General features: G+C 40.3%; 18 protein-coding genes and 1 pseudogene. 12 read left to right on the top strand and 7 right to left on the bottom strand.

All coding sequences use genetic code 11. The features are described from left to right. The first annotated feature begins 85 nt into the window (after positions 1 to 85). The 10 genes from ACIQZD_RS00435 to ACIQZD_RS00390 all read left to right on the top strand — a co-directional run bounded on the left by ACIQZD_RS00435 (position 86) and on the right by ACIQZD_RS00390 (position 12,734). A complete protein-coding gene (locus ACIQZD_RS00435; protein ID WP_137019981.1) occupies positions 86 to 316 on the top strand; it encodes a hypothetical protein in 231 nt (76 codons plus the stop codon). 82 nt (positions 317 to 398) lie between these two features. Next, positions 399 to 1,811, top strand: a complete 1,413-nt coding sequence (locus tag ACIQZD_RS00430) for a purine-cytosine permease family protein (protein ID WP_402897200.1) — start codon at positions 399 to 401, stop codon at positions 1,809 to 1,811. Between the two features lie 46 nt (positions 1,812 to 1,857). Next, entirely contained in the window at positions 1,858 to 2,844 is a 987-nt protein-coding gene (locus ACIQZD_RS00425; protein WP_402897198.1) for a heme-dependent oxidative N-demethylase family protein, read from the top strand. Between the two features lie 16 nt (positions 2,845 to 2,860). After that, positions 2,861 to 3,379 carry a hypothetical protein gene (locus ACIQZD_RS00420; RefSeq protein WP_402897196.1) on the top strand — a complete coding sequence of 173 codons (519 nt, stop codon included), beginning with the start codon at positions 2,861 to 2,863 and terminating at the stop codon, positions 3,377 to 3,379. Positions 3,380 to 3,384: 5 nt separating this feature from the next. Then, a complete protein-coding gene (locus tag ACIQZD_RS00415) occupies positions 3,385 to 4,350 on the top strand; it encodes a PDR/VanB family oxidoreductase (RefSeq protein ID WP_402897194.1) in 966 nt (321 codons plus the stop codon). Between the two features lie 53 nt (positions 4,351 to 4,403). Then, complete coding sequence (locus ACIQZD_RS00410) at positions 4,404 to 5,897, top strand: aldehyde dehydrogenase family protein (RefSeq protein WP_402897192.1); 1,494 nt, start codon at positions 4,404 to 4,406, stop codon at positions 5,895 to 5,897. 1,108 nt (positions 5,898 to 7,005) lie between these two features. Then, positions 7,006 to 8,610 (top strand): sigma-54 interaction domain-containing protein, encoded by a 1,605-nt coding sequence (locus ACIQZD_RS00405; protein ID WP_402897190.1) that lies wholly within the window; start codon positions 7,006 to 7,008, stop codon positions 8,608 to 8,610. 133 nt (positions 8,611 to 8,743) lie between these two features. Beyond that, entirely contained in the window at positions 8,744 to 9,895 is a 1,152-nt protein-coding gene (locus tag ACIQZD_RS00400; RefSeq protein ID WP_402897186.1) for an iron-containing alcohol dehydrogenase, read from the top strand. 14 nt (positions 9,896 to 9,909) lie between these two features. Next, a complete protein-coding gene (locus ACIQZD_RS00395) occupies positions 9,910 to 11,298 on the top strand; it encodes a hypothetical protein (protein ID WP_402897184.1) in 1,389 nt (462 codons plus the stop codon). Further along, the gene (locus ACIQZD_RS00390; RefSeq protein ID WP_402897182.1) at positions 11,295 to 12,734 is read left to right on the top strand and encodes an NAD-dependent succinate-semialdehyde dehydrogenase; all 1,440 of its coding nucleotides are present in this window, start codon (positions 11,295 to 11,297) and stop codon (positions 12,732 to 12,734) included. Before ACIQZD_RS00395 ends, ACIQZD_RS00390 begins: the two co-directional genes overlap by 4 nt. A gap of 120 nt (positions 12,735 to 12,854) precedes the next feature. Here ACIQZD_RS00390 and ACIQZD_RS00385 read toward each other — a convergent pair. From ACIQZD_RS00385 to ACIQZD_RS00375, 3 genes and pseudogenes are all read right to left on the bottom strand, one after another. After that, positions 12,855 to 13,292: pseudogene (locus ACIQZD_RS00385) on the bottom strand (anhydro-N-acetylmuramic acid kinase); the annotation flags it as partial. Between the two features lie 139 nt (positions 13,293 to 13,431). Next, entirely contained in the window at positions 13,432 to 14,634 is a 1,203-nt protein-coding gene (locus ACIQZD_RS00380; protein WP_402897180.1) for an MFS transporter, read from the bottom strand. A gap of 25 nt (positions 14,635 to 14,659) precedes the next feature. Beyond that, entirely contained in the window at positions 14,660 to 15,250 is a 591-nt protein-coding gene (locus ACIQZD_RS00375; protein ID WP_402897178.1) for a TetR/AcrR family transcriptional regulator, read from the bottom strand. A 418-nt stretch (positions 15,251 to 15,668) separates the two neighbouring features. On the opposite strand from ACIQZD_RS00375, the gene ACIQZD_RS00370 reads away from it, so the two are divergent. Continuing rightward, entirely contained in the window at positions 15,669 to 16,409 is a 741-nt protein-coding gene (locus tag ACIQZD_RS00370; protein ID WP_402899813.1) for a VCBS repeat-containing protein, read from the top strand. Between the two features lie 203 nt (positions 16,410 to 16,612). On the opposite strand, the gene ACIQZD_RS00365 is transcribed toward ACIQZD_RS00370, so the two are convergent. Continuing rightward, entirely contained in the window at positions 16,613 to 17,233 is a 621-nt protein-coding gene (locus tag ACIQZD_RS00365; protein WP_402897176.1) for an NAD(P)-dependent oxidoreductase, read from the bottom strand. 230 nt (positions 17,234 to 17,463) lie between these two features. Beyond that, positions 17,464 to 17,628, bottom strand: a complete 165-nt coding sequence (locus ACIQZD_RS00360) for a hypothetical protein (protein ID WP_402897174.1) — start codon at positions 17,626 to 17,628, stop codon at positions 17,464 to 17,466. A 287-nt stretch (positions 17,629 to 17,915) separates the two neighbouring features. On the opposite strand from ACIQZD_RS00360, the gene ACIQZD_RS00355 reads away from it, so the two are divergent. Beyond that, positions 17,916 to 18,905, top strand: a complete 990-nt coding sequence (locus ACIQZD_RS00355; RefSeq protein WP_402897172.1) for an MBL fold metallo-hydrolase — start codon at positions 17,916 to 17,918, stop codon at positions 18,903 to 18,905. Between the two features lie 341 nt (positions 18,906 to 19,246). Here ACIQZD_RS00355 and ACIQZD_RS00350 read toward each other — a convergent pair whose 3' ends face one another. Together ACIQZD_RS00350 and ACIQZD_RS00345 are read right to left on the bottom strand one after the other, a co-directional pair. Continuing rightward, on the bottom strand, positions 19,247 to 19,420 hold the full coding sequence (locus ACIQZD_RS00350) for a hypothetical protein (protein ID WP_402897170.1): 174 nt from the start codon (positions 19,418 to 19,420) through the stop codon (positions 19,247 to 19,249). A 365-nt stretch (positions 19,421 to 19,785) separates the two neighbouring features. Then, positions 19,786 to 20,604, bottom strand: a complete 819-nt coding sequence (locus ACIQZD_RS00345; protein WP_402897168.1) for a histidinol-phosphatase — start codon at positions 20,602 to 20,604, stop codon at positions 19,786 to 19,788. Positions 20,605 to 20,885: the final 281 nt, after the last annotated feature.

Below are 20,885 nucleotides of genomic sequence, written 5' to 3'. Positions count from 1 at the left end.
TTCTTCCTATTGAAAACCCTGTTAGCATAGTATTTTCTGATTGGCATGGTTATTGCAATAAAGTAAAGAGAAGGGACTAGAAAGCATGATTGCAAAGGAGGGAGAAGCGATTTTGAATAAAGAGAATCAGTTTCAACAGAATATCAATTCAGAAGATCCCTTTATTAAAAATCTATATTCAGATTTGAATGAGCGGATCAATGCGTATGAGCAGGAAGAAGCCGTGAAAATCGACAAAATGAAATGGAGTGATGCTACAGGTTCTATTTTTTTCATGATTTTAATCATCGCCTACCTAATCTATTCACTTGTCTAATGTAGTTGTTTCAATCACCCAGAACTAAATCAGCCTTATTCCAAGTAATACAATCATTAATCTATAGTTGGGAGAGAAGCGTGTGAGCAAAGAGAATTCCTCCATTTCAAAGGATGTGGCCTTTGGGTTTTTACCGGCAAGTAAAAATGACCGGATTTTTAACCTTCGGGATTTAATTTTAGTTCAAGTTGTTATTGGCCTCTCATCTTTTGGGCTGTTAACTGGTGGATACACAGGTACAATGCTTGACGCGAAGCAGTCACTTGCAGCGATTTTATTCGGTAACGCCTTCCCTATGCTGTTGATAGTCCCCATTACCCTTTATTTTGCGCGTTATGGCATAGACACCTTTGTAGGGTTTCGAAGTTCACTTGGGTATTTAGGATCGAATATCTTTTTCTTTGTTTTTCTTATTTTAACTCTCGGCTATATTTCCATTGCTCTTTTTATGTCCGGCCAGGCGTTGGCAGAGGCGGCTAAGTGGATGGGCATGCCCGCGATTTTCTCAAGCCAAGCAACGGGAGCGCCGTTTTTCTCGATTTTGCTCTTCATCTGTGCATTCCTTGTAACGGTGAGGGGACCGGTAGCGATTCAAAAATATACCGCAGTAGCCGTTCCGGTTTTTATGGTTCTCATGTTTGGCCTTCTTGCAATAGTCTTGTTTGGACAGGGATTCACGAAAGTTGCTCATATACTTCCTTCTGAACCATTTGAAACGACTTCTCGTTCATTCGCGACAGCCCTGGAGTTAAACATCGGTCTCGGCTTTTCATGGCTTCCGTACCTTGGCCAATACAGCCGTTTATCTAAAACAGAAGGAGGAGCATTTAAAGCGGGATTCTACAGCTATGGAATCATTGTCTGTATCGCTGCTTTAGTTGGGGCCCTTGCTGCATTAGTCACTGGTTCTCTTAATCCTTCTGACTGGATGTTTTCCATCGCAGGAAGTTGGGGCGGCTTCATTGGCTTGATTTTACTTTCGGTAGGGAATGTCGGTGCAGCCATATTCCTTATGTACTCACAAGCTGTCAGCTTTAAAACTGTATTCCCGAAAAAGTCATGGATGATTGCTATGGGTACAACCGTACCGACTATCTTCTTACTTCTAAGCTCAACGTTCTACGATGCCTTTGGTTCATTCATTGCTGTCATTTCTTTTATTATGGCTGTACTTGGCGGCATTGTCGTCGCAGATTACTTTTTTGTAAAGCGCCAACGCATTTCAATAAGGGATTTGTATGACATGCAAGGCTCTTATACTTATTGGAAAGGCATTAACCCGTCGGCCGTTCTCACGGTGGTTATCGGAACGATCGTTTACTGGGCACTCTATAATCCATTGACTTTTGAAGCAAGTGACTTTTTCCTTTATACAGCTGCCGGAATTCCAACATACTTTGTCGCTTTAGTCACCTACTATGTTTCATCTAAATACATTTTTCGTTTTGAAGTTGACATGGAGCGTCCATCCGTGGAATTAAAGGAAGCTAAATAGAAAAAACCCACTTTAAAGAATCTAGGGAACGAGAGGAGATTGTTCAATGTTTACACAAAGTTTAGATTTCAAAACAACAGATTTAGATACATTCCCATTTCCATTCACTTCAGGTAACTATCGTTATTCAAACGACTTGAAAAAACTCTCAAACGTTAACTGTATTGAAGTTACACCAGAATACAAACTCCAAGTGGAAACGAAGCGTCGTCTCCTTCAAGAACAGCCGCATATAAGATTTCAATCTTTTTCACACACAATGGAAATGCAATGGGAAGTGTTGGAAATGCTCATCGACATGGCAGCTGATCGCTATCCTGAGCATTTCGAGGTCATTAAAGATGGTGACAACTGGACTTTCAAGAACCACATTTTCGGGGAATCCGATTCATTCGTGTATGGCGATGCCAGCACGCTTCCAAATGAGCCGCTTGATTATATAGGCCGCCATTTCCATAATGATTTTGTTTTAATGGTTCATCGCGATAGTAATTTCTATTTGGAAGTGGGGCAAGTTTCATACGCCGCACTCTTCTCGGCTAACTGGAATAAAGGCATGTCCTTTGATGAGATCCATGCACCTGTTCCATTTGTATCACGGAAAGGTGATGAACTGGCAGATCGGGTTCGTAAGTTTTTATTATCCATCGAACCAGGAAAGCCATGGACACGCATTAACTGGAACCTGATGGCGGACCGTTGGGATGTCAACTATGAAACGATGGATGTATGGGGACCGCAGCGTTCTGAAATAACACCGGAAAATGCAGGTAAACTTGTTCGTTTGCGTGTTGAAGAACAAAAATTTTATCGCATGCCACGAAGCAACGCTATTCTATTCGTATTGAATACCCAGTTCCTGCCGCTGGAGGATTTGACATTGCGCCAGGAGTGGTTCGATCTGACATATAGCGTACTGCAGGATATTCCGGAACCTATGGCTGAATACAAAGGAATTGCCCCGTTTCTTCCGCAATCGGTCGAATATTTGAGGAGTATTGATGAAAAACAAAAAAGTGAAGATAAACAATAAGTAGGAGGATAGAGCCTTGTACAATAGTCCAGTATTGTTTGATAAATCCATTACGATCGTAAATAAATTTACTCCCCGGAATGAACGAAGAAAGTTTGTCGTCATTTCTGATCAAGCCGGATATGAAAAGGCGAAAAGTTTCACTTCCGAAATCGCAGGAACAGTGCCTGTTGAATGTCTTTCCATTAATGGAATGGAAGATAAAGAGGAGATTAAGAGAGTCATCTTGTCACAAAAGATGGGCACCCAATTTTATATTGCGGCTGCTTGGAACAATGCCGTAATGATCTTCTCGCTCGGGGTGGAAGCTGGTCTATCTGAAGCTGAGATCCAGACGGTGATTATCGGCCCTAAACGGCGGTACGTATATTGCATGAAATGTTTCGAAGTGTCGGAAATCGCAGAAGAAGCCGAGATTGCAGAATGTGACCATTGCAGGGCCAGTCTTGAAATAGGACCTTTTTATTCAATCGTACGGGAAGGTTATATTGGTTACCCATTCATCCCAATCGGAAAAGAAGAAGTAGGGAGCTGATCATCATGCGGGTAGTAGGAAATATTCAAATGAAAGTAAACAAGATCATTCAAGAAACTCCATTCGTAAAACAGTTCGAGTTGATTCCAGTTGATGGAAAACCATTGCCGGCTTTTACTGGCGGTTCGCATTTGACCACTTTCATGCCAGCCGGGGATACGATAATCGAGAGAGAATATTCCATTATCAGTAACCCAAGGGATCGTAAAAAATATGCAATTTCCATTCGGCGTGATGAGGCGTCACGCGGAGGTTCCGCTTTCTGGCATGATCATGTAACGATAGATTCCAGATTGGAAGTCAGCTTCCCTAAAAACAACTTCCCTCTCAGCTTTCGAGCTAAGCATCATGCATTTTATGCAGCTGGAATCGGCATCACCCCATTTCTGGCAATGATGGAAGACATGGCTGCCGAAGGCCAAACCTTCGAACTTCATTATGCAGCACGCACACCGGAATTATGTGCTTTTTATGATCTGTTGAAAGCCAAATATCCTGATCAATGCACCTTTTATTTTTCGCAGGCGGAAGACAAACGCAGAATGAAGCCTGAGTCGATGATGGATCATCGCGTTGGCACGCATGTATATTTTTGCGGACCAATCGAGATGGTACAAGAGTACCGAAAAGCTGCCAGTTCATATGGTTATCCGGAACATGCGATCCACTTTGAATTATTTGCGACAAAACATGACGGGCCGCAAGAACCTTTCATTGTCGACCTATCAGACAGCGATCGGTCCATTCACGTTCATGAAGGCGAAACACTGCTTGATGCGCTTCTAAGGGAAGGCATTGATGCACCTTATTCTTGTAAAGTGGGCGGGTGCGGAAGTTGTGAGGTAGATGTTGCAGAAGGTGAAGTGGATCACCGTGATTTCTTCCTTAGCGAAGAAAACCGTCAAACACGCAACTCAATCCTGACATGCTGCTCACGTGCGAAGGACGACAGACTCGTTATAAAACTTTAATGATTCCGTACATGTAAAATTTAAAAAAATAATGAAAACCGGAGGCATAAAACATGACAATTTTAGAAACGGCAGTTTTAGAGCTTAAAAATTACATCGGCGGTAAGTGGCAGACCTCATCTTCAAATGAAGTAATCCCGGTAATCAATCCTGCAACACAGGAAGTCATTGCAAGGGCTCCGCGTGCTACCAAGGAAGATACAGAAAGGGCAATCTCAGTTGCGAAGGCAGCTTTTGAAAGTGGAATCTGGTCAGGCCTGACGGCACAGGAGCGTGCTTCCTACCTATATAAAATCGCTGATAAAATTGATGAGCGTGCTGAAGAGTTAACGATTCTTGAAACAATGGACAATGGGAAACTTAAAGCTGAGGCAGGTTTCGATATTGCCGATGCCGCCGCGTGTTTCCGTTACTACGCTGGGTTGGTTCTTCATCCAGAAGGGGAAACTTACCAAGTTCCCGCTCCAGTACAAGCAATGGTCGTTCGTGAGCCAGTAGGTGTAGCCGGTTTGATTGTACCTTGGAATTTCCCTCTTCTAATGAGTGTCTGGAAAATCGCACCTGCACTTGCGGCAGGTAACACCATTGTATATAAACCGGCTGAAGTGACACCTGTTACAGCAATGAAATTATTTGAAATCCTGGAGGAAGTAGGCATCCCTAAAGGTGTGGCTAACATGGTGATGGGCCGCGGCACTGTTGTCGGTCAAACCATTGCAGAAAGCAAGGATGTTGACATTGTTTCATTTACAGGAAGTACTGATGTTGGCCGAACAATCATGAAGGCGGCCGCGGGCAACTTAAAGAAAATTTCCCTTGAACTTGGCGGTAAATCACCTAACATCGTTTTTGCAGATGCAGATTTAGAGACGGCCGTCGATTACGGATTATTCGGAATCTTCTTCGGTGCCGGCCAAGTATGTTCATCAGGCAGCCGCATTCTTGTTGAAGAAAGTATTTATGATGAATATGTAAAACGCTATGTGGAACGCGCAAATAAAATCAAAGTAGGACCAGGTCTTGCAGAAGACAGCAACATGGGGGCAATTGTCAGCGAAGCGCAAATGAATGGCATTTTGAATTATATTGAAATCGGCAAACAGGAAGGTGCGACGCTTGCAGCAGGCGGTTACCGTCTTGTTGATGACGGCCTTGACAAAGGATACTTCATTGCGCCGACTGTATTCACCGATGTAACACCTGACATGCGCATCGTACAAGAGGAAATCTTCGGTCCAGTCGTCGTCATTCAAAAGTTTAAAGGTGAAGAAGAAGCTATTAAACTTGCAAATGATACAGACTACGGCCTTGCAGGCGGCGTCTTTACTAACGATGGGGCAAAAGGATTGCGAGTGATCAAGAAGGTACGTGCAGGCATCACATGGGTTAATGATTATCATCCAACATATGTCGAAGCGCCATGGGGCGGTTACAAACAAAGCGGGATTGGACGAAGTTTAGGAAAATACGGCTTGGATGAATACCAGGAAATTAAACAAATCAACATTAATCTCGATGTAAAACCGGTCGGCTGGTTTCCAAAATAATCATATGATTAGAGAGGAGACAAACAACTTACCTTAATTAAAACAAAGGGGTGCGGAAGTAAAAAATTCCGCACCCTTTCCTTTGGAATTTTGTCCAAGGTTAATCAATGGCAGGTTCGCTGGCTAAAGTAATCATTTCAAGTTGAACTCCCTGAATAGAATCATGTTTAATAAGCATACTCATCACCTTAAGCTCTAATCCTACTAAAAGAGTTCTATCAAAGTTGATTTGAGAGGAAGGTAGAGACTCCTGCGGGAAAAGAGTGTCGAAGGGAGACAACGAAGGCGCAAAGAGCGCCGAAAAGGCTCCCGGACCGCCCGCGGAAAGCGAGTGCCTGGAGTGGTAATCAGATCAGATTTTACAAACCCTCAAAAAAGTTCCAATTGATTTCAGAAATCCAGAAATCCAGTAAGGTTTCATTACTTATAAAAAGGTAAAAAATCATGTAGTATAACCAAATTTTCTATTAAAACCATGGGTCAGAGTGAGAGCATTCGGCCCGCCAGACAATAAACTAATTCGAAGAAAAGTCAGTTCACTTAGATTTTTTCTAAAAAACATTCCAGTTGATTGGAACGGAAAGCGAGTGCCTGGAGTGGAAAGCAACGATCAGATTTTACAAGTCATAAAAAAAACTATAGTGAAACCTAATCCAAATACGGATTAGTTTTTTTCAAACTGCCGAGAAACTTTTTAAAGCACTTAACAAATTGTTCTTACGATTAAAATAACTGAGAATTAAACAATCTCAAGGAATTAGCCATTTCGCAGGCATTTTTATTATGCAACAATAGGACAAGTTTCTGTGATGAGTGAAAATGGATTTGAGCATAAAAAACACCATAGATATGATAAAAGTAACATACCAATGCCATTCATCACTATTAATCAGAAATAGCATATTGAGATTGAATCGTTTTTACCGGTGTAGCATTTATTCTTGGTGTTGTTGATTGTCGTACATAGTATCATTAAAAAGGAAAAGACATTACATAATGCTCACAAATAGAGAGGAAGTGCCTTGACTGTCAAAGATTACTTCAATCAAGGAAGAAGTGTTCTATCAATGTTAAGACCAGTCAGGGAACACGTTAGGAGTGAAGATTGATGACTAAGTTTTATTCGGATATGACAGTGGAGGAAGCGATATCATGTTTTCCGATAGGAAGCACTGAAGTGGAAGTTTTGGATGATTCAGAGGATTTCATCGGATTTTTGACTATAGAGGCGTTATCTGCGGCAGTGCAGCAGAGTGATTTGACGAAGCCAATTTCTCATTTCATTACCGTTAATGCACCGCTGCAAAATTTACGAAATTACTCAATACCCTATGAACAATTTCAAGCATTCTTCGAGAGTGATTTATGCAGGGTTGTATTTAATGCCCTGTATGATGGCGTGTATATCACGGATGGGGATGGAACGACATTATTTATCAATCAAGCGTATCAGCGTATTACTGGAATAAGAGAAGAGGAAATCATCGGAAAACCGATGAGTTATTTAGTTGAGCAAGGCATGATATCCGTTTCAGCTTCATTGGACTCCATTCGAACGAAGAATCAAGTTACTTTAACACAAAGAATTCGAAATGGAAGAAAGATTATCGTATCGGCCACACCTATTCTATCGCCACAGAATGAAGTCATATTTGTCATTAATAGTGTTAGGGATATTACTGAATTAATCCGGATGAAGTATACGATCGACAGCCAAAAGTTATCTTTTCAACCTATTTCTCAATTATTGCCTGGCTCGGAACAGGTGAATTTACAGGAAATAATCATTGGTCCCTCTACAACTCCTTTATTCAAATTGGCTGATAAAGTAGCTAAAACGGATGCGAAGGTCTTGTTGCAGGGGGAAACGGGAGTAGGGAAGAGTTTAATCGCCAAGTACTTACATGCCAAAAGCTCCAGGAAGGAAAAAATTTTCCTTGAATTAAATTGCGGAGCCATCCCAGCGAACTTGGTGGAATCTGAACTTTTTGGATATGAACCAGGGGCATTTACCGGATCCCTTAAGAATGGGAAAATGGGGATTTTTGAGAAAGTGAATGGTGGCACGTTATTTTTGGATGAAATTGGAGATTTACCCTTAGAGCTACAGGTAAAACTTTTGAAAGTGGTAGAAGAAAACAAGTTTATGAGAGTAGGTTCTACCGAAATGAAAGAAGTGGATGTCAGGTTAATTACAGCCACCCATCGCGATCTGGCCTCCCTCGTGCAAGAAGGATCTTTCCGCGAAGATCTTTATTACCGGCTTAATATCGTTTCCTTTGAAGTCCCGCCTTTACGCCAGCGAAAGGAAGAAACGATCCCGCTTTTAGAAATGTATTTGAAAAAATTCAATGAAAAATATAATGAAAAGAAAAAGATGACACCGGAATGCTATGAATGGCTGACGAACTATTCGTGGCCAGGCAATATACGTGAGCTTGCGAGTCTTGCAGAGCGGCTGGTCGTCACGACTTATGATGATACGATTGATTTGCCTAATTTACCATCTTTCATCCAGCCGGTCTTATCAAAAAAACCGACAACACATTCTTTGAAGGAAGCCGTTTCCGAGCTGGAGCGTTCCCTGATCCTGAATGCGATGAAGAAGTATGGGACTACAAGGGCCGCTGCCATCTCTTTGGATATCAGTCAAAGCGCTTTGGTGCAAAAAATGAAAAAATTTCACATGCGATTAGAAAACGAATCAAATTAGTTTTTTTGATTTGATTTCTACTCATTATTTATACTGTTACCCATGAAAAAAAGGTTATCCCCCTTAAGAATTAAGCGTTTTCACACTTTGGCATGATTCCTGCATTAGTAAATACATGAAAGGGGAGATAACCATGAATATTTCTATTTTTTCTATGGCTAACAAATTGGTGACAGGAGCAGATTCTTTACAGCAGCTGACTGATGAGGTTACGCGATTAGGGATGAAGAATCCGTTGATAGTTACAGATAAAGTTTTAGTGGGTGCTGGGGTTGTGCAAAGGGTTAAGGATTTACTTTCTACAGAATGTGGTATTTTTTCGGATGTGAATCCAGAACCGGAAATTGAAATCGTTGAGCAATGTGTACGGTCAATCAAGGATGGAAAACATGATGGACTGATTGCGGTAGGCGGTGGAAGTGCGATGGATATTGCGAAAGCTTCTTCCGTCATGGCTACGAATTCAGGTAGCATCGAGACATATTTCGGTACGAACTTGATTGAAGTTCCAGGTCTACCTTTAATAGCCATACCGACGACGGCAGGAACCGGTTCAGAAGTGACGAATATTTCGATTTTATCGGACAAAAAAGAACAGGTTAAGAAGGGGATTGTAAGTCCGTATCTTTTACCGGATGTAGCGATTGTATCGCCTGTCATGACGTTGACTTGCCCGCCAAGTGTGACTGCTGCGAGTGGAGTGGATGCACTTGTTCATGCGGTCGAGGCTTATATTTCCAAATTTTCTTCTCCCGTTACGGATGCTTTGGCAATTGGGGCCATGAAGTTAATCGCAAAGAATTTACCAAAGGCTTATGCTGCGCCAGATAATCTGGAAGCACGGGAAGCGATGATCACTGGAAGCCTTATGGCAGGGTTAGCTTTTGGCAATGCTGGTGTTGGAGCTGTTCATGCCTTAGCTTATCCGCTTGGAGGCCGCTTCCATTTATCACATGGCGTCAGCAATTCATTATTACTGCCATTTGTCATGAAGTGGAATAAAATTGCATGTTTGGAAAGGTTCCGCGAGATTGCTGAAGCACTTGGAGAGAAAGTCAATCATTTAAATGATGATGAGGCAGCGGATAAGGCTATAGAAGCGATGACCAGAATATGCCGTTATGTTGATATACCACAGTCACTAAGTGAATTTGACATTCCTGAATCGGCTTTAAGTGAAATGGCTGCTGAGGCCATCAAACAAGTCCGTTTACTTCGCAATAATCCCCGTGCGTTAAACGTCCGGGATATCGAAAAAATCTACCGTTCAGCCTATTGCTTTTAAGTGGAGGAAACAATATGAAATGGAAAAACCGTCGCTATGGAGAAGAGACATCGTATATACCTGCGGGACCTTTTAAAATTAGACTGCCAATTGTCCATTATCGTTTTGAGTGGCCTGACTATGTTCAAGGCTTATTGATGTGCGCAGTTGACCTTGGAGCGATTACACTGCTTGCAGACCATCTGGGTATGCCTTTTGATGTGGCTCTAGCCGTCGTTGTCTTGAATGGATTATTATACTTGGCACATCATTTACTCGGGGACCCAGTTATACCAGGTTGGATTACACCTGCGGTGCCATTGCTTGTATTGTTCGTCGGGCAATTTCCCGAAGGACCTGATCGGGTCTATGCACTCGTTGCATTTCAACTAACATTAGGTATTTTATCGATATTGCTAGGAATGACCGGACTTGCCAGTAAGGTCGTGCGATTAGTGCCAAATGCAATCAAATCAGGCATTATTTTAGGAGCGGGTATAGGTGCTGTCGTTTCCATTTTTGAAGTGGGTGGAAAGTTTGATTTATTTCCTTATACAATAAGCATTTGTATCGGCTTTGCCTTTTATCTACTTTTTTCGAAAAGTTTTGGAAAATTGAAAATGCGAAATAAAGTTTGGATATTCATAGGAAATTTAGGGATATTGCCAGCAATTTTGCTTGCGGTCTTTGTAGCCCCAATTTTTGGAGAAGCAAAATGGCCTGATATCCAATGGGGATTCAGCAGTCCGGATTTTGCTACACTTTGGTCAGACTATACTGTTTTCGGTTTAGGTTTTCCTGCCTTGACCTTCTTTGTAAGTGCGATTCCAGCTGTTTTTGCTACTTATTTAGTCGTATTCGGGGATGTACTCAAAACAAAAGCGCTGCTTTCTGAATCCGATGAGATCAGGGAAGATGAAAAAGTGGACTATAATCCAAACAGAGCTCATTTAATTTTTGGTGGCCGAAATGTGATCATGAGTTTTATCGGACCCGATATAACAATGTGCGGTCCCTTGTGGGCAGCCATGCAGGTCGTGGTTGTGGAACGGTTCAAGAATGGCAAGAAAGCCATGAATTCTTTCTTCGGCGGTGCAGGCTCGTTCCGTTGGGGTACGAATACAGGTTTATTCTTATTGCCGGTAGTCAGCTTGGTGGAACCAATTCTCGGTGTGGCCTTGGCCTTAACGCTTTTGGTTCAAGGATATGTTAGCGTACGCGTAGGCGTGATGCAGGCGAAGAGCCAACGCGACCTGGGAATTGCAGGGGTCGTTGCTGCCATCCTTGTTATAAAAGGTGCTGGAATGGCGTTTGCAGCAGGAATTCTATTATGTGCCCTTTTATATGGCAAGGACTTTTTCAAAGGAGAGAATGATAAGACTTTTACAGATCATGAAGATGAAGAGGAGATTAAAGCAGGATGAAAAAAGTAGTGGAAAAATGGCCAATTTATATAAACGGGGAATCTATTCATACAGAAAGTCATTTTGTAGTGGAAAATCCAGCAACATTGGAGCCTGTGGGCTATGTTCCGGACGCTAACGAAAAAGAGGCAAAGGCTGCAGTGGATGCAGCTCAGGCTGCTTTTCTGACTTGGTCGAAAACAAGTGCATACCATAGGGCGGAATTACTTGAGAAGTGGTACACGATCATTGAGAACAGGCTGGATGAAATTGCAACGGTCATGACACTGGAACAAGGAAAGCCATTGGCAGAGGCAAAAGGTGAAATGAAATATGCTTCAAGTTTCGTGAAATGGTACGCTGAAGAAGCAAAGCGCAACTACGGGGAAATCATACCAGCCTCTGTTGCATCAAAGCGTATTTTTGTGCAAAAGCAGGCAGTCGGTGTCGTTGCTGCCATTACCCCTTGGAATTTTCCTGCTGCCATGATTACGAGGAAAGTGGCGCCAGCCCTTGCCGCAGGATGTACCGTGGTCATCAAACCAGCGGAACAAACGCCTTTGACCGCTTTGCTATTAGTTGAAAGTGCCCATGAAGCAGGCATTCCGGCAGGTGTGATAAATATTGTAACTACACAGAAACCGGGAGATGTATCAGACGTGTGGATGAATGATTCACGTGTTAAAAAGATCACATTTACCGGCTCCACTCCTGTAGGGAAACATCTAATGAAAAAAGCCGCAGAAACAGTAAAAAAAGTCTCGCTTGAACTCGGTGGATTGGCTCCGTTCATCATTGCTGAGGATGCGAATATCGAAGAAGCTGTAAATGGTTTAATTCAATCGAAATTCAGGAATGCTGGACAAACATGTATTTGTGCGAATCGAATATTCGTCCATGAGACAATCGAACAGCCGTTTTTACAAGCTTTTGAAGAAGCCGTTTTAACTTTGAAGGTTGGAAATGGAATGAAAGGAACCGATCTTGGTCCATTGATAGATGGAGCCGCAGTTAAAAAAGTTCAGCTTCAATTAGAGGATGCAGCAAGTAAAGGGGCTATCATCCATAACACTTCTAAAGTCGATGAAAAACAAGGCCATTTTATCGCACCAGCCATACTTTCCAATGTAACGGATGATATGCTGTGCATGCAGGAAGAAACGTTTGGGCCGATTGCGCCAGTCAGTACATTCAAAACCGATCAAGAAGCGATAGATCGAGCCAATAACACGAATTTTGGCTTGGCAGCTTACGTGTATACCGAGTCATTAAATAAGGCAGTTGCCTATTCGGATGCTCTTGAATATGGGATTGTCGGTATTAATGACAGTGCCCCATCCACTGCCCAAGCACCATTTGGAGGAATGAAGGAAAGTGGTTTAGGCAGGGAAGGGGGACACTATGGCATGGATGAATATTTAGAAGTGAAGTATGTATCCATGCAGCTTGGCCAGTAAAAAATCTGAAGAGTCGGCCATGATTCTTTAGGTGAAAAAAGAGTGGAAGGCACATCTAATATCGATGTGCCTTTTACTCTTTTTAAAGGTTAAAAAAGCATTTTTGCGTCCCTTCAGATATGAAGGAGGGAAGGTCATGTTTCCAAGGGTGACATCGAAGTCAGCACCGGAAGCATTGGGAACGTTACTTGTATTACCATGGAAAGTCTCATTTGCAAGTAAGGCAAAGGCCACCGCTTCCTTCGCTTCAGAAGAGTATCCCAACTCTTCTTGAGTCAAAACTTGAATAGAATTTCCAAGCAGTGATTGAATCATATTTAATAACATTTTGTTATAGCTGCTACCGCCGCCAATAATCACTTCTTCAATATAGGTTTTTGGAAAGATGAAATTTCGATAGTTCTCCACAATCGACTTTGCTGTAAACTTCGTTACTGTTGCTAAAATGTCATGACTGGGAAGTGATTCAAACATCTTTAATAGTTTTACTACATATTGCTTGCCAAACAATTCCCTGCCGGTTGATTTTGGCGGAGGGCTCATAATATAGGGGTGACTGAAAGTAGTAAGAATCGCGTTCTAAAAAACCCCCTTGCCCAAATGGACAAAGGGGTTTTTTAAAAGAATATCATCTTTCAAGTTTGAGAGTTTCCAGGGGTCGAAAAGGAAAGATACAAATAACAATCCCGAACTTTAATTATTTCGCTAAGCTTTCTGTCAATCGGTTTTCTTTCCAAATGACTGTAATGCCAAGGCCAATGACGATAATGACAGCAGCGAAAAGATAAGGGTAGTGGATGTTTACGTCAAAAAGCAATCCTCCCATAGATGGCCCGGCGATATTCCCTAAGCTCGTATAGGTGGAGTTCATTCCAGCAACGAATCCTTGTTCTTTCCCGGCAGCTTTTGATAAAAATGTCGTCAATGCCGGACGAAGCAGGTCAAATGCAAGGAATATGAAGCAAGTTACCACTAGTACTGCCAAAAAGCTAGAAATCATAGTGGACGCTACCGCAAAAATGGCACCAACGATTAAACATAATTGGATAAGCTTCTTTTCGCCGAGAATATCTACCAGCTTTCCAAACATAAATACCTGTACAACAACTCCGAAAATAGAGCTTATTGTAATGATAATTGCAATATCCTTCGGCGTGAAACCGAATTTATGATCAGAAAATAGGCTAAACACAGTTTCATAGGCTGATAAGCCAAAAGCGAGTACAAATACAATGATGAATGCAATAAAGTAAAGCGGATTTAGTGATTTTTTTAAATCGCCCATAAAGTTTGTTTGCTTTGTATTAGCAGAAACTTTTGCAAGCTGTTCCTTTGTAATCGGCTCTTTTAAAATGAATATTGATGAAAGGCATGCTAAAAAAGCAATGGCCGCCGCAAGGAAGAAGGGCAAGCGTATACCATATTCTGCAACAAAGCCACCGATCCCGGGTCCTATTATAAAGCCCAAGCTAATTGCGGCTGAAATATAGCCCATTGCTTTTGGCCTTTCCTGAACGGATGTAATATCTGCAACATATGCCGTAACACCTGGCATGATGAAGGCAGCACTGATTCCCCCAAGGATCCTTGATAAATAGAACACGGATACGTTTGTCCCTACACCGAAGATAAGTTCTGAAACACCAAAAAGGAATAAGCCGATGATGATGATTTTCTTTCTGCCGTAACGGTCAACCCAACGACCTGCGAATGGTGACATAACAAGCTGTGAAACAGCAAATACGGCAACCAGATAGCCCATCGTACTTCCTGATAAATGCATGATATTCATAAATGACGGCATAACGGGGATGATGAGACCAATTCCCAGAAAAGCAATGAATATATTGCTTAGAAGAATAATTAATACCGCCTTTTGTTCTTTAATTGGTTTATTCATGTTTTAACACCACTTTCTTTGTGAATCATTCTTGTGTTATACCTCTCCAAAACACTTTCCAAGAGGCTGCTAATTTATCCTTCAGCCGTTTCTCATCATTGCCGTATACAAGCTCAAGCAAAATGGAATCCACAACTCCCAAAAAAGCATAGGTCGGCGTTATGGCTTCATCTTCGACGATTAATTTGGCATTGATCCAATCATGGAATTTGCATTCAAGGATCGCCTGCACTTTTTCCTCGATATCCATCACTTCCTGCCCGATTTCTTTTTCAAGATGCGCTGGCGGAAAAAAGGACATACGCAGCCAAAACTTTATATGCTCATTTTCTTGGAAAAGATCGATGACCAATTGTAGGAATCCATATAAATCTTTTTCAGGATTTTTTGAATCAACTTTACTGAAATATTGGAGTTTCGAAGATAGCTCCGTCTCTTTCGCATCACGTAAAACTTGCAGAAAAAGATCATCCTTGCCTTTAAAATGAGCGTAAATGGATTGCTTTTTCATGCCGACTTCTTCAGCTATTTGAGAAAGCGACGCTCCTTCATAACCATGAATCGTAAAATATTTTAGAGCGGCGTCCTTAATTTCATTACTTTTCAATATTATCACCTCATAATTTAACGAACGTTCGTCAGTTATAATAGCAAATTAAATAAATATATGCAAGCGAATATGTTTATTAAAAGGTATTATGCCCAGACCATCATTCATAATTAGGCGATATATTTGAGAAGGACAATATTGTTGTTTCCAGCAATGGATATGCATTCAAGGCTATTCACTAAATTCCCGCATATAATTCTATATTGATAATAAAGAGACAGGTGGGATGAAGTTGGATACGCATGACATCAGAAAAGTGATTCATTACTATTACACAAAAATACAAGAAACGAATCACCCTTATTATTGGTACTGTTTGGCTGAGACTCAAAGCAGGGCCGGGTTAACAAGTGAAGCAATGCAAACGATTGATAACGCCTTGTTGTTTCCAAATCCTTATCCTTCAAGGCAGGAACTGCAAGACATGCAACTGAACCTCCAAACTGTTCTTACAAGGGAAATGAACTCCAACAGAACAGTCATAGTGACCTCAAAGCAAGGCGACATTGATGGGGACGGGATAAAGGACAATGTTTTTCTAACCGCAAACAAAACCCCTGATAGCCCTTTTTGGAGGGATATAACTTTGGTTATCCAAAATGGGAGGACTCATCAATATCAACAAGTTCCCATGAAAAATAACGCAGGATATAATCCGACCTTTTTTCTTGGTGATTTTACAGGTAATAAGGGGGATGACATTTTAGTGGTCATTGATACAGGAGGAAGCGGTGGTTCGATTTATGCGTATGTTTTTGCATATCTTAACGGTCAACTCAAGACCATTTTTAATTCAGATCCATTCAATGAAACCTATAAATACGATGTGAATTATGAAAACCATTACAAAGCAAAGGTGAACAGTACTTACCTAAAAGAAAGGTACATTCTTGACCTTACTTATAAGGATAAGGACTATTTAGCTGAAATATATAACAAGGATGGTGTACTGAAGGCGCCAATAGAAGGATGGGTCAATCCTTTATCTGGTTTATATCCGGTTGATTACAATAGGGATGGCATATATGAGCTTGAAGCGTATCAGAGGATCGCAGGGAGATTCAATGCCGACTCACTGGGATTTGTACAGACCGTTTTAAAATGGAACGGACTGGCTTTTGCTCCTGACCGGCAGAATGTGGCTATTTTTGGAGGGGAAATATAGCATAATGGAATAGAAGGTTCATGAACAAGGTACGGGCGAAATCTTCGCCCTAATGAAACCTGAAAATATTCTTGGCAATGGTTAAGCTGATTGTGTGCATTTACGAAAAGGGTACCTGTTTTTATATACGGACGTGATGGTTTCTTTACTTCATCTAAAATTAAACAAATTTTTTCAAAGGGGAGTATCGCTAATTGGAATTATTAGTAGGCAATGCCTACACGTGATTTTAAATAATCGCTACTTTTTATTTGGCTGAATGCAAATTCTGCTGTATCCGGCACGGATATTTCAACCCCATCTTCCGGCAAAAAGTCACCTTCTACACGATATATACCAACACTTTCTCCATCGGGCAAATACGTAGGACAGACAATCGTCCATTGAAGTGTTGACTGTTTAAGCATATCGTAAACTTTATGATGTTCTTTCGCTGCGCGGGTAGACTTTTGCTTTGATTCACCAGACTGATAACGCAGAGAATTGGGGGTTGTTCTGCTTTGCAGGATTCCTGCTGTTCCAATTGTTATAATTCGTTGTATTCCTTCGTTTTTCATTGCTTCGATAATCAGGGGCATACTTGCTGATAAAGTGGTTGTCCCATCAGTATTAAGCGCACTAATAACAACATCAATCCCATGCATGGCACGAACTATATCTTCTTTATTTAAAACATTACCTTGAATAATGGTTAAATTGGCATTGTTTATTCCAATCTTCTCTGGAGTGCGAACTAAAACTGTAACATGATGCTTATCTTGCAGACCATAAGTAACTAATTGACCCCCAACTCGTCCAGTTGCACCCAAAATTAAAATATTCATAGAAACGAACCTCCTTTTTTCGAATACAATCATTCCACTAACATTATAACGTCATTTTCAACTAATGAAAGCTTTAGTGCATTAAGACAACATAATTGAGAGTCTTGCTGTTAAGGAAAATATGCGTTGATGAAATACAAAATGGGCCGCTCAAATGCTTAATGAGGGGCCCATTTGTAATATAATAACAACATTTCTTAAACAAGACATTAACGACCACAATTCCTCCTCTAATATTCCTGTTCTTTTTTCGATTTTAGAAAAGAATCAACTGAGTCATCTAATAATTTCTCCCGATTAGGATCTTCATTGACATCTGTATCTACTTCCATCACTTCGTTTAATCGACTAACCTGACTTTTTTGTTGAGCTGGATTATTTTTTTCGTTTGGCATATAAACTCCTTCTTGAACAGTTATTTTTTATATAGTATGAACAATTGATCCAATATGAAATCCAATATTGTGTAAGATTATTTCAGCTTCTTTCCCGAATTGAGTCCAGTTATCTTGATGGAAGGTTAAAACAATATACATGATTTTATTTTGGGTGTTATTGACTGAATATTAAAAATATTGTAATATTTAGTTTGCGTTATTGTTTTTTAGAAACGTAGTTTTATATTTGAAACAAGTGGGTTTTCCTTGTGTAAAGTCAAATAATCTGGCAGGAGGTTTTTTTTATGAAGAAAAGAATAAGGAATACTTCTTTTGGTTTTTTGTCGGTGGTTTCAATAATTCTATCATTATCATTTTTACTTCCTTCTTTTGGCCAAACTGCTGTAAAGCAAACCGACTTTAAAGTAACCCTATTAGGAACAGGTTCTCCACTTTTAAGTACATCCCGCTCCGGTCCAGCTACTCTTGTAGAAGTTGGTAATGAAAAACTCCTCTTTGATGCTGGACGCGGAACTGCTTTACAATTATATAAAGCGAATATGTTACCAGGCAGTGTAGATAAGTTGTTTCTTACTCATTTGCATTCGGATCATACAATCGGCATACCAGACGTATGGCTTACAGGTTCTTTACCAACAGGAGGGAAAAGAGAGCAAGCATTTAACATTTGGGGACCTAAGGGAACCGAGAAAATGATGTTACATATGCATAAAGCATTTAAAGCCGATTTGGATGCAAGGGATGACTCTGGAAATGGTAACGTGGAAGGAGCAAGTATTACGGCAAAAGATATCAAGGAGGGCATTGTCTATAACAAAAAGGGAATTGAAGTAATAGCCTTCAAGGTAGACCATAAATCAATTGAGCCTGCTTTCGGTTATCGGGTTAATTACAAAGGACATTCAGTAGTTATCTCAGGTGACACCCGCTATAATGAAAATCTAATTACATTTGCTAAAGGTGCTGACGTAGTTATTCATGAGGTTGCAGCTGCAAAACCTGATAATCAATCAGAATCAATCGCCAATATTCTTGATCTTCACACTACACCGGAGGAAGCAGGTAAAGTCTTTAGCCAAATACAACCAAAACTTGCTGTGTACTCACATATAGTATTATTGGGTGGATTAACAGAAGAAAAAGCTAATTTGCTCGAAAGAACTAAAAAAACATATGGAGGAACCGTTTTAGTAGGTGAGGATTTGTTGTCCATTGAAATAGGGGACAAGGTACAAGTGCAGCAGTCAGGAAACAAGGCTTACCCGGGGAACTAAAACAGAACAGCTTCAGCTATTTCATGAAAGAGAGGGCTTACTTCAAAGGGAGGTTGCTGATGCAACCTTTTTTCTTATGTTACTAAAGGGGCAGGCAGCGATAGTTGACTCAATTGATAAAATTGGAGAAGTGTTAATTCCAGGTGAGATAGACTAACCTGAAGAGCCAAAGGAATATCATTAACGAAAAGGGCGCTTTAATTTAATAAAAGGAAAGCACATATTATACGTGACTAATATGTGCTCTTCTTTATAGGAATTTATAATGTTGTAGGTCTTAAAATCTAATGCTCTAATACCATTCACATGTTCTGAAGGTATATTGAATAAGGAAGTATAAATTAAAGATACCCATTTAATACTGTGCCAAAAAGATCGAATTCAGGATCTTTTGACGGAGTTATTGGAGGGGCTTCGGATCGCCCTATTGAAGAGTTGAAAACAGGCTTACCTTCATCTGACTCTACAGAGTTTTCGTCATTCTTTTTATACAATGGGTTATCAATCATACCCAAAATCAACTCCTTTTAATAAGATTAACGAATGGTAAGTTATTAGTTCCCTAAATATTTTGATTTTATGCTAGGATTCGTTGAAATGAACGGGTAAAAACTTGTAACCAATCGTGCTAAAATTTTTATTACAGGATGCTTAATGATTATTTTATGTTTATAAAAAAAATTGGTACCGATTCTTTGATAAGATGATGGGTGTAATGAAATTCCAAGCAGGATCATTATCGATACCTGTACACGAGTTTTTTTGTGCATCGCCCTTCTTAGTAGCAAAAGGATTGAAAACATCATTCCATCCCTCCGATATACATTGTTACAGGACGCTCAAGCGATTGGACAAGTTCTATTCCTTTTGACTAAGAAGATCAAAGTGGAGTGAGAATCCTTTGCTTGTTAACAAAGAAAGCCCACTCAGAAAAGCCGATTTCCTTTAGTCTTTTTTTTACTTGTTCAAATTCATCTCCAATACGTTCAGGTGTATGTGAATCTGATCCAAATGTTACCTTCACATTATAGAAAAGAGCTCGTTCTAAAATGTCATCTGCAGGATACCACCCACCGCAATCTTTTGTTTTACCAGAGGTATTGATTTCAATGGCGATATCTTCTTGACTAATGATTTTTAACGTTTTTTCAATACTGTCAGTTTCAATGGATGAAAAGGCTGGGTAAAACCCTTTCATTGCATCAATATGGCCTAAGATTTGAAACACTCCGCTTTTTGCAGATTGCTGTATTAAATCATAGTATTCATCCTTTATTCTTGACTGTTCTTTAGAGGTCAAACCATTCCAACGCCCTCTTTTAAAAATGCTAATGTCATGAACATAATGAACAGATCCAATTATGTAGTCAAAAGGGTGTAAAAGATATTGATCACGGTAAACTTCAATGTGATCAGGGAAGAAATCACTTTCCATTCCTAATAACACGTGAATTTTACCTTCATATTTCACTTTTAAACGAAGTACTTCTTCAATATAAGGAACAAGTTCACTTTTTGCCATTGCAATAGTTGGGTAGAGATGGTCGTCCTCGCTATAAAAATATGGAGAATGATCAGAAATCCCAATATAATGCAAGCCATATTCAATGGCTTTCTTTACATAATCCTCAATTGTGCCGATAGCATGTCCACAGCGTTGATGGTGAGTGTGCAGATCAAATTTTATTGAATTCGTCATTTCCTTAGGCCTCCTAAAATGAACAGATTGTCTGAACAGATTGTCTTGTTTTATCATATCCAAAAATCACACTCTTTCCCACGAATTGAAGGAAGATTTATACCTTCCTTTCAATTGCCTAGGAAATATGAAAAAAGTTTGATGATACCCCGCCAAAACAAATTTCTTTTTAACAATTTAATCTTATACATATCAATTAATGATATTTTAGTTCGAGTAATTGTATAAATGTTGAATTTCCTAGGCAAACTTAAATGATCAAATATGTAAAAGGAAAGGAA

The sequence above is a fragment of the Peribacillus sp. NPDC096447 genome (genome assembly GCF_044762725.1).
Classification (GTDB): domain Bacteria; phylum Bacillota; class Bacilli; order Bacillales; family DSM-1321; genus Peribacillus.
Note: the sequence above shows the minus strand (reverse complement) of the source record. Positions and strands in the feature narration are given on the sequence as shown.